The organism is Halobacillus sp. (assembly GCF_049282395.1).
Classification (GTDB): Bacteria; Bacillota; Bacilli; order Bacillales; family Halobacillaceae; genus Halobacillus.
On record NZ_JBAPTY010000091.1, the window covers coordinates 1 to 14,943 of the forward strand.

Annotated in this window: 13 protein-coding genes; 10 read left to right on the forward strand and 3 right to left on the reverse strand. The window is 43.1% G+C overall.

Annotation, left to right across the window (positions count from 1 at the left end; genetic code table 11):
• The 5 genes from fdhD to WAM07_RS04495 form a co-directional block, all read left to right on the forward strand.
• Positions 1–610: formate dehydrogenase accessory sulfurtransferase FdhD (gene fdhD / locus WAM07_RS04475; protein ID WP_422165129.1), on the forward strand; the 610-nt coding region annotated here is incomplete at its 5' end.
• Positions 607–3,552: a formate dehydrogenase subunit alpha gene (gene fdhF / locus WAM07_RS04480; protein WP_422165131.1), complete on the forward strand. Its 2,946-nt coding sequence runs from the start codon at positions 607–609 to the stop codon at positions 3,550–3,552. The genes fdhD and fdhF, both read left to right, overlap by 4 nt.
• The gene (locus WAM07_RS04485; RefSeq protein WP_422165132.1) at positions 3,552–4,022 is read left to right on the forward strand and encodes a DUF1641 domain-containing protein; all 471 of its coding nucleotides are present in this window, start codon (positions 3,552–3,554) and stop codon (positions 4,020–4,022) included. Before fdhF ends, WAM07_RS04485 begins: the two co-directional genes overlap by 1 nt.
• A 266-nt stretch (positions 4,023–4,288) precedes the next feature.
• Entirely contained in the window at positions 4,289–4,558 is a 270-nt protein-coding gene (locus WAM07_RS04490) for a hypothetical protein (protein ID WP_422165134.1), read from the forward strand.
• A 314-nt stretch (positions 4,559–4,872) separates the two neighbouring features.
• Positions 4,873–5,223 (forward strand): hypothetical protein, encoded by a 351-nt coding sequence (locus WAM07_RS04495; protein ID WP_422165136.1) that lies wholly within the window; start codon positions 4,873–4,875, stop codon positions 5,221–5,223.
• Positions 5,224–5,335: 112 nt separating this feature from the next.
• Here the strand turns inward: WAM07_RS04495 and WAM07_RS04500 are convergent, their stop codons facing one another.
• Both WAM07_RS04500 and WAM07_RS04505 read right to left on the reverse strand, forming a co-directional pair.
• Positions 5,336–5,812 carry a DUF456 domain-containing protein gene (locus tag WAM07_RS04500; RefSeq protein WP_422165137.1) on the reverse strand — a complete coding sequence of 159 codons (477 nt, stop codon included), beginning with the start codon at positions 5,810–5,812 and terminating at the stop codon, positions 5,336–5,338.
• Positions 5,813–5,921: 109 nt separating this feature from the next.
• On the reverse strand, positions 5,922–6,929 hold the full coding sequence (locus tag WAM07_RS04505; protein WP_422165139.1) for an aldo/keto reductase: 1,008 nt from the start codon (positions 6,927–6,929) through the stop codon (positions 5,922–5,924).
• 149 nt (positions 6,930–7,078) lie between these two features.
• On the opposite strand from WAM07_RS04505, the gene WAM07_RS04510 reads away from it, so the two are divergent.
• A complete protein-coding gene (locus WAM07_RS04510; protein ID WP_422165140.1) occupies positions 7,079–9,460 on the forward strand; it encodes a penicillin acylase family protein in 2,382 nt (793 codons plus the stop codon).
• Positions 9,461–9,572: 112 nt separating this feature from the next.
• Here WAM07_RS04510 and WAM07_RS04515 read toward each other — a convergent pair whose 3' ends face one another.
• Positions 9,573–10,241 carry a type 1 glutamine amidotransferase domain-containing protein gene (locus WAM07_RS04515; protein WP_422165142.1) on the reverse strand — a complete coding sequence of 223 codons (669 nt, stop codon included), beginning with the start codon at positions 10,239–10,241 and terminating at the stop codon, positions 9,573–9,575.
• 178 nt (positions 10,242–10,419) lie between these two features.
• Between WAM07_RS04515 and WAM07_RS04520 the strand changes: the two genes are divergently transcribed.
• From WAM07_RS04520 to WAM07_RS04535, 4 genes are all read left to right on the forward strand, one after another.
• Positions 10,420–10,704 (forward strand): putative quinol monooxygenase, encoded by a 285-nt coding sequence (locus tag WAM07_RS04520; RefSeq protein WP_422165144.1) that lies wholly within the window; start codon positions 10,420–10,422, stop codon positions 10,702–10,704.
• Between the two features lie 102 nt (positions 10,705–10,806).
• Positions 10,807–10,974: a YfhE family protein gene (locus WAM07_RS04525; RefSeq protein WP_422165146.1), complete on the forward strand. Its 168-nt coding sequence runs from the start codon at positions 10,807–10,809 to the stop codon at positions 10,972–10,974.
• Positions 10,975–11,462: 488 nt separating this feature from the next.
• A complete protein-coding gene (locus WAM07_RS04530; RefSeq protein WP_422165148.1) occupies positions 11,463–12,905 on the forward strand; it encodes an NADP-dependent glyceraldehyde-3-phosphate dehydrogenase in 1,443 nt (480 codons plus the stop codon).
• Positions 12,906–13,308: 403 nt separating this feature from the next.
• Positions 13,309–14,526, forward strand: coding sequence for a cation:proton antiporter (locus tag WAM07_RS04535; RefSeq protein WP_422165150.1), 1,218 nt, complete (start codon positions 13,309–13,311; stop codon positions 14,524–14,526).
• Positions 14,527–14,943 lie beyond the last annotated feature (417 nt).

Sequence of the window (14,943 nt, forward strand, 5' to 3'; positions counted from 1 at the left end):
GTCTATAGATGAAGAACGAGGATTTGCTTATGTGGAAACTTCTCGTCCCGTTCCAGTGGGAGAAAGCGAACAAAAACGCTGGATAGGTTCCTGCTGTGGGAAAAGCCGGGCATTTTATTTTCAAAATGATGCGAAAACAGCCCGAACCGTGATGAACCAATTTTCTTTATCTCCAGAATGCTGTATGCAGCTGATGGAATCGTTTCATGAAAACGCCCATACCTTTCAGCGCACGGGCGGTGTCCACCAGGCGGCCATAGCTTCAGACGGAGAAATAGAAATCCAGTTTTCAGATATAGGAAGACATAATGCTCTGGATAAGCTTTACGGTCACGTCATTAAAAACGGAGGCCGCAAAAAAAATCACGTCATTATTTTCAGCGGCCGCATTTCTTCAGAAGTACTCTTGAAGGTTTCGAAAATGGGGATCGGGTGCCTGTTGTCTAAATCGGCTCCTACGGATTTAGCCCTGCAGCTTGCTGAAGATTTAAACATAACCGCTGTCGGATTTATACGCGGCGGGAGGATGAATGTTTATACTCATCCGGAGCGTATTGAGTTAAAAGAAAAGGACGATACCGTCACATCGAACAGGGAGGAATTCAATTGAACGACAGAGACCATACCGTCGTGACCATTAATGGCACGGAATATTTAGCTGATCCGGGACAGAATTTATTAGATTTAATTAACACAACAGATGAGGATGTACCTCAAATATGCTACAACGAATCCCTTGGGCCGATCCAGACATGTGATACATGTATGGTTCAGGTTAATGGGGAAATTCAGCGCGCCTGCGGAATGAAAGTGGAAGCAGGAATGCGGGTCCAGACGAAACTGCCTCATGTACATAAAGCACAGAAAGAGGCGCTTGATCGGGTGCTTGAAAAGCACGAACTTTATTGCACCGTTTGTGATTATAATAATGGAGATTGCGAGATTCATAATACTATGGCGGACTTCGGGCTTGATCACCAGTCCCGTCCGTTTCAGCCGACATCTTATAACCGTGATGACTCCGGGTCTTTTTACCGATATGATCCGGATCAGTGCATTCTTTGCGGACGCTGTGTAGAAGTCTGTCAGGACGTTCAGGTAAACGAAACGCTGACCATTGACTGGGAACGCCAGGAGCCTAGAGTTATCTGGGATAACGATGTGCCGATTGACCAGTCTTCCTGTGTAAACTGCGGCCAATGCTCTACCGTCTGTCCATGTAATGCCATGATGGAAGTAGGAATGGAAAAAGAAGCCGGCTTCTTAACCGATCAGCAGCCAGGTATTTTAAAATCGATGATCGACTTAACGAAAAAAGTGGAAACGGGGTACGGGCCTTTATTTGCCGTATCGGATTCAGAAGCGGCCATGCGTGAAGAGCGTATCGATAAAACGAAAACCGTTTGCACCTACTGCGGAGTTGGCTGCTCTTTTGATGTATGGACAAAAGACCGCGAAATTCTGAAGGTAGAACCTCATCCTGAGTCCCCGGCAAACGGCATTTCCACCTGTGTCAAAGGGAAATTTGGCTGGGATTATGTGAACTCAGATGATCGTCTGCAAAAACCGCTGATCCGCCGCGGAGATACCTTTGAAGAAGTAGAGTGGGAAGAAGCAATTGCTTATGCGGTTCGCCGTATGAATGAAATTAAAGCTGAAAAAGGAGCCGATCATCTAGGGTTCATTTCTTCTTCTAAAGCGACCAATGAAGAGTCTTACTTGATGCAGAAGATTTCCCGTCAGGTCATTGGAACCAATAACGTGGATAACTGCTCCCGTTACTGTCAGGCACCTGCCACCAAAGGTCTATTCCGTACCGTTGGCTATGGAGGAGATTCTGGGTCTATTGATGATTTAGCTAAAGCTGAGCTAGTGATGACCATTGGTTCAAATACCGCAGAGTCTCACCCCGTACTAGCTTCAAGAATCAAGCGTTCCCAAAAGCTGTTTGGTCAAAAACTTTTCGTATTTGACCTGCGGAAACACGAGATGGCTAAACGCGCGGATCGTTTCTTCAGTCCTAAATCCGGTACCGATCTTGTATGGATTTCTGCCGTAACAAAGTACATTCTGGACCAGGGCTGGGAAGATCAAAACTTCTTGAACGACTGGGTAAATGGTTTTGAGGATTATAGAGAAAGTCTGGAACCGTTCACTTTAGAGTATGCAGCCAATATGACTGGCTTCTCAGAAGAGGATTTAAAAGACCTTGCTAAAGAGATTGTTGAAGCTAAATCAGTCGCCGTCTGCTGGGCGATGGGTGTAACACAGCATATGCTCGGAAGTGATACAAGTACAGCTATTTCCAATCTGCTTCTGATCACAGGAAATTACGGAAAACCAGGTACAGGAGCTTATCCACTCCGCGGTCACAACAACGTACAGGGCTGCAGTGACTTTGGAAGCCAGCCTGACCAGTTCCCAGGATACGAAAGCGTAACGGATGAAGAAGTAAGAAAACGTTACGAAGAGGCATGGGGCGTGGATCTGCCTAGAGAAAAAGGCATGGACAACCACGAAATGATTGAAGCGATTCACGATGGAAATCTTTCCATGATGTATGTAATCGGAGAAGATACTGGAATCGTGGATGCTAACATTAACTATGTAACCGCAGCTTTTGAAAAACTTGATTTCTTTATCGTGCAGGATCTGTTCCTTACAAGAACAGCGGAATACGCAGATGTTGTATTTCCAGCGGCTCCAAGTTTGGAGAAGGAAGGAACCTTTACGAACACGGAAAGAAGAATTCAACGATTGTATCAATCTTTTGAACCGCTTCAAGGAACAAAGCCTGACTGGAAGATCCTTCAGGATATCGCAAAAGAAGCCGGTTTCGACTGGAATTACAAGCATCCTTCTGAAATCATGGACGAAGCGGCAAGTCTGGCTCCTTTATTTGCCGGTGTAACATACGATCGTCTCGAAGGCTATAATTCTCTACAATGGCCGGTAGCGAAAGATGGAACAGACGAGCCATTACTCTTTGTTGATCGTTTTCCATTCGAGGATGGGAAAGCTCGCCTTTATCCATTAGATTTTGAATTAATGTATGACACAACAGAAGAATATGATTTACACGTAAATAATGGACGTTTACTGGAGCATTTCCATGAAGGGAATATGACGTACCGTTCCGCAGGTATATCCAGGAAGACACCAGATTCCTTCGTAGAGGTTTCAGAGGAGCTGGCGAAAGAACGGGGCATTGAAGAAGGAGCCCGGGTTAAGCTGATCTCTGAATCAGGTGAAGCGACTGGAACTGTAACCGTTACGGATCGTGTGAAAGGGAAAGAGCTGTTCGTGCCGATGAACGGAACAGGGAAGTCCGCGGTAAACTTCCTCACAGATAACCGGGTCGATAAGGACACAGATACACCTGCTTATAAAGAAATTGCGGTGAAAATGAAAGTGCTTAAGAAAAAAGGTAAATCACCAATTCCTGATAACAATCATAGACGTGGTAATCCTGTCCCTCAAATCAGTGTTAAAGTTGAGGAAAAATGGAAGCGTGACGATTACGAATTTCCTGGAAGTCAGGTGAAGCGATAATGGCGAAACCAATTACTAGCATTAAAAAGTATGAAGCCAGCCGCGAGGAACAAATTGAGAAAGATTTTGAAGAAGTAAAAGCGGCCATTGCCGATAATAAAACAGCCATTTTAAAGGGAATTGATCTTTTAAAAGCTCTTGAGGAAAGTGAGACGCTGGATGCTGCTACGGCTTTCACCTACAAACGAAAAGAAATACTCGCTAACATTGTAGAGGAAATCAACCGTGATATGTACACGGGTATTCTGGAGAATATTCCAGAAATCGTCTATCTGCTCGGCGATCTGGACCTGAAGACAGTAAGGGACGTGACCTCTAAGCTTAACCAGGGTATGGAGGAGATGAACGCTGCTGCCTCATCTAAGGAAAAAACATCCGTCCTGGATTTAGCTAAAGCGCTGAAAGACCCTGAAATCAATCGCAGCATTACCATGCTCATGAATTTCCTAAAAGGTATGGGACGTAACTAAATAAATAACAAATAAATCAGCCCTCTCCTTCATGCATCCAGGAGAGGGCTGTTTTGTTATGAATTCAAATTAAAATGTAGTTATTTTATGGAACTTACTCTGGGTCTATTGTGAGATTAAACAATAGGTTTCATGTCTTATAAACTGGAGAATATAAACATTTCCACAGGATAATTAGATCTTCTATGGTTAACAACTACAAGTCTATCTATACTTTCAGATTAAAAGTGGGAAATCCTATCTGAATGGTAAGGAGGAGAAAGTGTTTGAAAGAAAAAAAGAAAACAGAGCTTTTCTATTTGAGTATTGGTTATGGCGTCATTTTAATGTTGTTGCTTGCTTCGATAAAATTTTTATTAGTAGATGACTATGTAGGGAATTTTTTAATCGTGGTTAGTATTCTCTGCATGGGAAGCATCATAAGGTATTTCGAACGAATCCTTCTCCCGGAATCGAAAGAAAGTAGAATCATAAAAGCTGTTTTCATTGGATGTATAATCGTAATAGGTTCAGGGGGTTTCTTTATCCTATTCTAACCATTGAACGAGCTAAATTCGGGATCCATTAAAACAAAGCGGCAGAGCGTTAAAGGTTTATCGACAGAAATTGAAAGTCCACCGAAGGAACAACTCGCTCCCCGCCATCCGTGAAAAATCTGGAAAGACTAAACGAAATCTCCCAATAAGATCAGATGAGTTCCTATAGGACTAGTATCGTGACAAAATATCCATTTTCCAGTTCGTAAAAGCACCCGGTTAGAAAGAAGCTATTCCCGCATTTGAACGGAAGAAATAAGAATTCGAAACAAGTGGTAAGATAGTAATCAAGTTCACTGGGAAGGAGATTATATATGCAGTTAAAGCCAATCTATAGAATCAGAACGTTCGTCGTACCAGAATATCTGGAGAAGGTTATTCAAGGGGTATTGGAAATGGATGACTTAGAATATGGTCATTATAAAAATGTGGTCTGGCATTCAAATGATGGAGTAGAGCAGTTTGTTCCCTCTGAAACTTCCGTACCAACAGAAGGGAACATAGGAGAAACGACTAAAGTCACTTCGGTTCGAGTGGAATTTTCCATTCCAAGAGATGAAAAGCTGCTAAGAAACATTATTGAAAATGGTATTTACCCTAACCATCCCTGGGATGAGCCTGTTGTCCAAGTAACGGAAGAATTAGAAGCGAGAAAGCATGATTAAAATTCCTCTGGATCCTCTGGAACAGGCAGGGAATATAAATAAGATTTGTGTGTAAGGTCTTGTTTCATGTAAAAGTCCCGGATGGTATCCATCCGGGACTTTTACATATTTGTTAAATTTCAAGGAAAAACCAAATAATCATGATGAGTTGAATCACGATTTTCGCTACCGTCCCGCTTAAAAACCCAAACAGAGATCCGATGGCAGCTTTCCATGCTTCTTCATTGGATCTTTTCTGAATTAGTTCCGTCACGATAACGAGAATGAACGGCAGAACGATGATTCCAAACGGCGGGATAATAAATGAACCAACGATGACGCCAACTGCAGCCATGCGCTCTCCCCATTTACTTCCTCCATATCGCTTTACAAAGTAGCTGTTTGCAATAATGTCAGAAACAATGAGTAAGATGGTTAATAATAGGACTCCGATCCAGAAAAACCATGATAATTCTTCGCCATTAAGAAAGAAAAAATAAGCCAGGAATCCGATCCATAAGACCAGTGGTCCGGGAATGATCGGAAAAATAATACTTGCGAAGCTGGCTAAAAAACATACGATAATAATGGCCCATATTAGAACTTCCACGGATTGACCTCCTTTCATTTACATTCCTGTATACGATTAAGTATGATAATGGTTCCCCTACCATCATAGAAAAACCGAGCTTGGCAGGCAAGCTCGGTTTTTTTGAAATTTATTTAAGCCCTAATTCCTGACGGTCAGGTGGAGCCATAAATTCAGGTCCTACTGGATCTTTAATATGCTTGCGCAGGATTTCATCGATATCCTGCATTGTTTCCTGATCAATACTGAAGTTTTCCACTTCCTTAACAGGGTCCAGCTGATCCGGACGACGGCCGCCCATTAAAGCGACTCCGGAACCTGGCTGATCAAGCACCCAGCGAAGTGCGAGGTGCAGGACGCGTTTACCGTAACGGTTCTGGGCGAGATGATCCAACTCCTGAACCGCGTTTAAGTACTGCTTGAATCTTGGCTGCTGAAACTTAGGATCTTCATTTCTCAAATCATCGCCTTCAAACTCCCGGTCAGAGGACATTTTTCCTGAAAGAAGACCGCGGCAGAGGGATCCGTAAGAAATCGTAGTCATGTTGTGTTCCTGTACATAAGGAAGAATATCCTTTTCAATATCTCTTTCAAATAAGTTATATGGTGGCTGCAGCGTATGAATCGGTGCTGCTTCCCTGAATATATCCATTTGTTCTGGTGAAAAGTTACTTACACCGATCGCTTTAATCTTTCCTTGTTTATGAAGGTAGTGCAGCGCTTCTGCTGTTTCGTGAATCGGAGTTATCGGGTCAGGCCAGTGGACCTGATAAACATCAATATAGTCTGTCTGCAGGCGCTGTAAAGAATCTTCTACTTCTTTATGAATTCGCTCTTTGCTGCCATTTCTAAAAACGGAATCATCGTTCCAGTCCATACCTACTTTAGTGGCCAGAATGATATCCTCTCGATCACCGTCGTATTGCTGAACAGCTTTTCCGACAATTTCCTCGGAGCGTCCAAAACCGTATACTGGAGCGGTATCAATAAGATTAATTCCATGATCAAGCGCTGTATGGATGGTATCTATGGATTGTTTTTCATCCGTTCCACCCCACATCCAGCCGCCGATCGCCCATGTTCCTAAGCCGAGACGGCTTGCATTGATGGAAGTACCTTGAATATTTGTTTTTTCCACTTCCGTTCACCTCCAAAATTATAGCATCTCATGCTCTGAAGTATGTACCCGGTACGAACGTTGTCTAATCATCCAGGAGCCTGTCCGGCCTTTTAATTGTATTCATTTAATTATCCAATTGAGATATAATGGCAAGGGGGAGTGATCACATGGAGACGGCCAAACGTACATATACAGAACCAAAGCCGAAAAAGAGATGGAAAAAGATCGTCTTTATCCTGGGAATGATTTTAATTGTAATCGTCATAGGTTTAGTGATTTTTGTAAGCGTTTACACGAGTCGCAGCTTACCTGAAGTAAGTGGAGAAATTCAGTTGGAATCCTTAAGCAGTGCAGTAGAAGTGGTTCGTGATGAACAGGGTGTACCTCATATCACAGCAGATTCGACTCGTGATTTATTTATAGCTCAAGGGTACATCCAGGCACAGGACCGTTTGTTTCAGATGGAACTGGCCAGGAGGCAGGCCTCAGGAACGTTAAGTGAAGTGGTCGGGGAAGCCACCATCGAACAGGATAAATACTTTCGAACGCTTGGGTTAAGAAGAGCAGCCGAAGCATCACTCTCTGCCTATTCTGATGAAGCCGTTCAAAGCCTCGAGGCCTTTGCTGAAGGGGTAAATGCATATATAGAAGAGGCTGAAGAAGGAAACCGGCTGCCTCCTGAATTTGCATTAATGGGTTTTTCTCCAGATCCATGGAAACCAGTGGATTCGTTAACGATAGGAAAATACATGGCCTTTGATTTAGGCGGGCACTGGGAACGTCAGGCTTTTAATTATTATGTAACCAATGAGTTTTCAGAAGAACAGGCTATGGAATTGTTTCCTGCTTATCCGGAAGAAGCTTCAAAAGTCCTGGATGAAACTGAAAAAGTGGATGTAGCCGCCAGTTTTAAAGATATTGTGATTCCACATGAGTTCAACGGTAGTAATAACTGGGTCGTGAGTGGGGAGATGACCGAATCAGGGGCCCCGATACTTGCTGATGATCCTCATCTTGGTCTGGCTACTCCGTCAATTTGGTATCAAATGCAGTTAAATGCACCCGACTATGATGTATCCGGAGTGATTTTTGCAGGAATTCCAGGCATTATTTTAGGACATAACAACCAAATCGCCTGGGGAGTAACCAATGTCGGTCCTGATGTTCAGCAGCTTTACTTAGAGAAAAGAAACTCCGAAAATACCAGTCAATTTCTATTTGAAGACGAATGGGAGCAAGCAGAAGTGATCAAAGAGCCGATTCGTGTTAAAGATCAGGAAACCCTGGACTATGAAGTTGTGGAAACAAGACATGGTCCGGTGATTAGTGAGTTCGCTGAACAAAGCGGGGAAGATGTCGTTTTATCTCTTAGGTGGACGGCTCTGGACCCTACCACTGAGCTGGAAGCTATACTGGAAATTAATCGAGCGGAAAACTGGAACGAGTTCGAAAGAGGGCTCGAGAAATTCCTGGCTCCGGCTCAGAACTTTGTATTTGCTTCCGAAGATGGCACGATTGCTTATAAAGCGAATGGGAGAATTCCTATCTATGACAATGCCGATGACGCTTTACTGCCAATGAGAGGCTGGGAAGAGGAAGACCTGTGGCAGGGGTATATTCCTTTTGATGAGCTGCCGAAAACCGTAAATCCTGACAAAGGATATGTAGCTACAGCCAATAATAAGATTACGGACGATAACTATCCATATCATATCAGTCATAACTGGGCTCAACCTTATCGTTATCAGCGTATTATCGAGATGCTGGAAGAAAAGGAACCGTTAACCTCACAGAAAGTGATGGATATGCAAATGGACGTGAAGAATTTACAGGCTCAGGAGTTTGTCCCTTATTTACTTGAGGTTACGAAAAAGGAAGGTCTTTCTGAGACCGAAACGGAAGCACTCAAACTCATGCAGGGATGGAACTATAAGGACCAGAAGGAGCTCGCCCAGCCGCTTATTTTTCATTCATGGATGGCAAATATTCAGGAAGAATTATACAACGAGGCAATTCCGGAAGAAATGCTTGATTTATTTCAAGGAGCTGGACAGACCACCGATGAATTACTGCGCAAAGTGCAGGACGGTGGATCATCAATTTGGATAGATAAAAATGGTGGCGTATCCGAGGTGGTTACAGCTGCCTATCAAAAGACAATGACAGAATTAATTAAGGATCACGGGGAAGCTCCAGAGGAGTGGACGTGGGGAGCGGGTCATGCTGTTGAATTTACTCATCCTTTGTCGAACATTCAAATGTTGGAGCGGTTCTTTAACCCTGGAGAGCCTCTGCCGGTGAGCGGCAGCCGGGTCACAGTGAGGGCAGCTGGATTTAATAGTAAAGGACTGGTTAATCACGGGGCTTCCTGGCGTTTTGTTCTGGACCTTGAGAATATGAAAGAAGCCTATCACCTGGTAGGACCAGGCCAATCCGGTCATTTTAGAAGTGAATGGTACCACGATCAACTGAAAGACTGGGTGGAAGGGGAGTACCATCTTACGAAGTCAGAGGGATATGAAGGACGGGAGTTGACTTTGACTCCTTAGCAACCGGCAAAAAAGTGGGTCTCAACTGATGAATTACCCTAATCAAAATATCGTTGTACTTATAAAAAAGCTCTTCTCTTAATAAAGAGAAGAGCTAAACTTTGTGACTGCTTTATTTTTCTTCTAGAGCTCCAACCATCAATTCAGCGGCACGTTCGCTGGACATTGGATTTTGACCAGTGATCAAATTACCATCTCGTACGGCATGAGAAGTCCAATCTTCACCTTTAGAGAAATGGGCTCCTAGATCACGGAGCTTTGTTTCAAGCATGAAAGGCATAAAAAGATCGAGCTCCATGCCATTTTCTTCCGAATCTGTAAACGCAGCAACGGCTTTACCCTGAACGATTGGCGTCTGATCTTGATAAGTGGCATTGACCAGTCCGCTTGGTCCATGGCATACCGAACCTATAATATTGCCCTGTTCTGCATGCTGCTGTAATACATATTGAAGCGTATCATTATCAGGGAAATCAAACATTGTTCCATGTCCGCCCGGGAGAAAAATTCCGTCAAATCCCTCTGCGTCTTCCTTAGAGAGCTTAGCGGTATCTTTAAGTTCTTCCTGAGCTTCTTGCCATTCCGGAACTTCATCTTCTGGGATGCTGTTTGGGTCAAGAGGAACTTCTCCACCTTGTATGCTGGTTACTTTAACCTCATAGCCTTTCTCCTTGAAGGCATTATAAGGAACGGCGTATTCTTCCAGCCATAGACCAGTCTCGTAATCATCGGTAATTTTTCCATGATTGGTTACGACCATTAATACTTGTTTCGAGCTCATGATTGTCTGCCTCCTGTTCTGCATTTTATTGTTTGTTGATTATTTTGTATTACTCCTATTGTTTTACCACGCGACAAGAAAAAACCGAAATGGTTTGCTCACGTAACCTAAGTTTAAATACGTGTGAGAGGAAGAAGACTCGTGATAAAGTTAGTGAACGTGGAAGGAGGAGATTTTTTTGGCAAAAATAGCGATCACTGCCGTATTTAAACCAAAGGACGGTCATAAAGACGCGTTACTTGATGAACTGGAAAAGGTGAAAAAGGCTTCCAGGAAAGAAGAAGGGTGTATTCAATATGACCTTCATCAATCCATCGAATCAAATACTATTTTCCTATACGAGGTATGGAAAGACAGTGATGCTGTCCAGAACCATATTCAGACAGTTCATTATAAAACTTATCGGGAAAATACAGAGGATCTTTTAGAGTCAAGAGAAGTGAACAAATGGAATTTTATTTAGACTACCAGACTGCAGTAAAATTATAAAACGTATGTTTATTCCTTTTTGAAGCAGGGTATTCTCTAAATGTAACCCAGTTTCTAGAGAAAGGATGAGTACAAAATGGCACGTAATTCACAGTATCAACCAATCGGTGGAAGTGGGTTTAAACTTTCAGATGCTCAGGAAGTAGCCTATGCAAAAGAATTTAAACAGGCAGACATTGCTGGAGGATATCGTAAACCTCGAGTAGAGCAGGCTAAACAAGAAAACCCTAAATTAAGACAATAAAATTATAAAAAAATTATTGGTTTAAAAAGCCCAGGCATTCAGAGGGAGTCATCCCTACAGCCTGGGCTTTTCTACGCGTTTTTTCACCCCGCTTAATGAAAACGCTTCCTTGATAAATCCCTTGAAATCAGGAGTCTGAACACTTGATAAAAAAAGTCAGAACTCTTATAGTAATAAAAACAGCGCGTACATTATCGCTCTAAAGCATAAACTTGGAAAAGTTTGCAATAGGAAAAGGATATGTACTTGTTTAAAGATTTAAAGAGTGGCTTTGTAGTTGGAATCGTTCCCATATGGATGCTGAAATTTCAGAATATTAAGATATTTAGAAGTAGAGCTGGGTAACTTGAAATCCTGCTGCATGCAAAAGTAAGAACACGAGAACAATATTCACTCCAAAGGAAAACCAGGAGTAATAATAAGAACTGCTCAAACGGTTATTCATAGGAAGATGGGTTCGTTTGAGACTTATTGGGAGGAGTACAATCATGACAACTAAAACAGAACAAAGCGTAAAAACATTAATTCATGGGGAATGGAATGTAAGCGAATCTGGAAAAAGCGTTGAGATTTCGTCCCCTCACAATGGAGAAACGATTGGACAGGTGCCGTCGCTTTCTCAAGAAGAGCTTGAGGCGTCCATCCAAAAAACGGCAGACGCTCAATCCAACTGGGCGGAGAAGTCGATTCAGGAACGCGGAGAAATTCTGAAAAAATGGGCAGAAATTCTTGAAGAGCGAAAGGATGAAATTGGCGAATCCATTATGCTCGAAGTGGCTAAGAAACGCAGCTCAGCTGTTTCAGAAGTGTCCCGTACCGCTGAATACATCCGCTATACCGTAGAAGAGGCCTTCCGATTAGACGGAAGTGTAAAACGCGGGGACGGTTTTAAGGGCGGAAACCCTAATAAAATTGGTCTTGCAGAGAAAACACCGCGAGGTACAATTCTGGCAATTGGCCCTTTCAACTATCCTGTTAACCTTTCCGCATCTAAAATTGCTCCGGCCTTAATGCAGGGAAATAGTGTCATCTTTAAGCCTGCCACTCAGGGTGCCATCAGCGGAATTAAATTAATAGAGGCGCTGATTGATGCTGGTCTGCCAAGTGATCTAGTTACAGTAGCAACTGGAAGAGGCTCTGTCATTGGTGATTTCCTTGTCCAGCATCCCGAAGTAGACATGATTACCTTTACAGGTGGTACAGCTACCGGTCGTCATATTGCTAATCTGTCTTCCATGATACCATTAGTACTTGAGCTAGGCGGTAAAGACCCTGCGATCGTTCTTGAAGATGCGGATCTTGACAAAGCCGCGAAAGAAATCGTAGCAGGAGCCTACAGCTATTCTGGCCAGCGCTGCACAGCGATCAAACGAGTCCTTGTTCAGAACGAAAAAGCTGATGAACTGGTTCAAAAGATTACCGATCAAGTAGAAGGTCTTTCTGTAGGTATGCCAGAAGATGATGTCACCGTTACACCTTTGATTAATGATAAAAGCGCTGATTATGTACAAAGCCTTATCGATGACGCTAAAGAAAAAGGCGCCACAGTCGTTACAGGCGACAAGCGTGAGGGGAACCTGCTGTATCCGACCCTGCTCGATCACGTAACCCCTGATATGAAGATTGCCTGGGAAGAACCATTTGGTCCTGTCCTGCCGATTATCCGCGTCTCTAACAGTGAAGAAGCGGTTCGCCTGGCTAACGAATCCGACTATGGACTGCAGGCAAGTATCTTCTCTACAGATATGGATAAAGCCATTGGGATTGCTCAGGAACTGGAGGTAGGAACTGTTCAGCTCAATGCTAAAACAGAACGTGGCCCAGACCATTTCCCATTCTTAGGTGTGAAGGGCTCCGGTCTTGGCGTGCAGGGTATTCGTGAAAGCCTTGAATCTGTTGTGCGTGATAAAGTAACCGTTATTAATATGTAAGTTGATGTAAAGTGCCGAGGGTGTCTCGGCACTTTTTTTATGTAATGAGCCGGACATTTCCCTAAGAAAAATTTGCTGATAGACGATCATAATAAGATAGATAAAATGTTTAGACTATAGGGATAGAGGAAATTTATAGATGAACTCACAAAATTCGTTAGAGCTCCGAGAATTGTAAGTAACATCTTCCTGTGAAAACCAAAAGCTTAATTCCATGGCTTTCAGATCCTCGTACCGCTATTTATTGCACCGCGCTTGTAGAAGGAGGTTTCAGTCAATTAACTATAATACCCCGTCAGGGAAAGTTACAGCTGAGAATTTTCAGTGCTCTTCAAAGTGGTTCATAGTAAATAAAGGAAAAATGTGACACAATACTATAGAGAAATATATCAGGAGGGCCACTATGCACGAATTCCATGACGCTTTTATTCAAATATTAATTTTACTTGCTATTTCTGTCACTGTTATCGGAATCGCCAAGTTACTGAAGGAACCTTATTCTATTGCCCTGGTGCTGGTCGGGCTGGTCTTAGGTCTAACGGAGTTTCCGATCATTGAAGATGCCGAATTTTACATAACTCAATCGGATGTTTTCCAAGCGACGGTCATTTCTTTATTTTTACCAATCTTATTAGGTGATGCTACATTGAAACTGCCTTTCCATCACCTGTATCAGCAAAAAAAGCCGGTAATAGGGCTTGCCTTTATAGGTACGTTTATTTCCTGGCTAGTGATTGGCGGAGGGGCTTACTTTCTGCTTGATCTTCCTCTTGCCGTGGCTTTTACCTTTGCTGCCTTAATGAGTGCGACCGACCCAATTAGTGTATTATCGATTTTTAAATCATTAGGTGTTCCTGAGAAGTTATCCACTGTGATGGAAGGCGAATCGTTGTTTAATGATGGGATAGCAGTCGTGTTATTTAAGATTGCAAGTATTTACCTTCTCACCTATATCGAAATGGGTTGGTCCGGTTTAGGAAGCGGTGTACTGCTGTTTCTGCAATTTGCTTTAGGCGGCGCATTAATAGGGTTGATTCTTGGATATATATTCTCCCAAATCATTCGTATCTATGATGATTACCCGCTTGAAATTGCCTTCAGCGCTCTGTTGTTTTTCGGAAGTTATTTCATTGCTGAGCATTTTCACACTTCCGGTGTTATCGCGGTAGTAGTGGCTGGATTTATGTTCGGAGATTACGGAGCGAAAATCGGCATGTCTAAAGAGACGAGGGTGAATATCAACACCTTCTGGGACGTGATCACCCTGCTTGCCAACTCATTGATTTTCTTAATGGTGGGAATCGAAATACGTAATATCGATTTTACGGGGCAGTGGGCACTGATTATCTCAGCGATCCTCATTGTGCTTGTAGGTAGAACGATTGCTTTATATATTAGTACAGGATGGATTAAAGATCTAAATGCTAAAGAAAGAATCCTTTTAAATTGGGGAGGGCTGCGAGGAAGCTTGTCGATTGCACTGGCCCTGAGTCTGCCGCAGGATTTCGATGGAAGGGAAGAAGTACTTCTATTTACGTTCTCAGTAGTCTTGTTTTCCTTAATTGTTCAGGGGTTGACCCTGAAACCGTTGATTCAAAGATTAGGTATTACAAAAGCATAGCTTCAGCAAAGCTCACCAGTCGTCCAAGAACTGGTGAGCTTTTTATTAAAATGCTTTGTTAAAGTTTTGTTGATTTTTCATATAATGCTTATTACGCAATAGGGCCGGTTACTGTAAGACTCAGTTTCGAGATATTGATTATGAGGAAGGTCCTCCGGGGGACGATTTCGCTTTCCAGCCCTGCACGACGCAGGGTCGTTCGACGTTGCCACAGGACGTGGCGGGCTTAGTCGAACATCCCTGGTGCTGAGCTTGCTAAACAGCCCTGCGGGATCTCAACGATCATGTTCATCCCGCTCTTACACTTTGGGAAGTGGCAAGCGTCAATTATGACCTAAACGACAAGGAGAGCTATCCAGCTCCAGCACCTAGCGTCTAGTGAGACTTCCCTCACTTCTGTACGATAAGGCAACATCG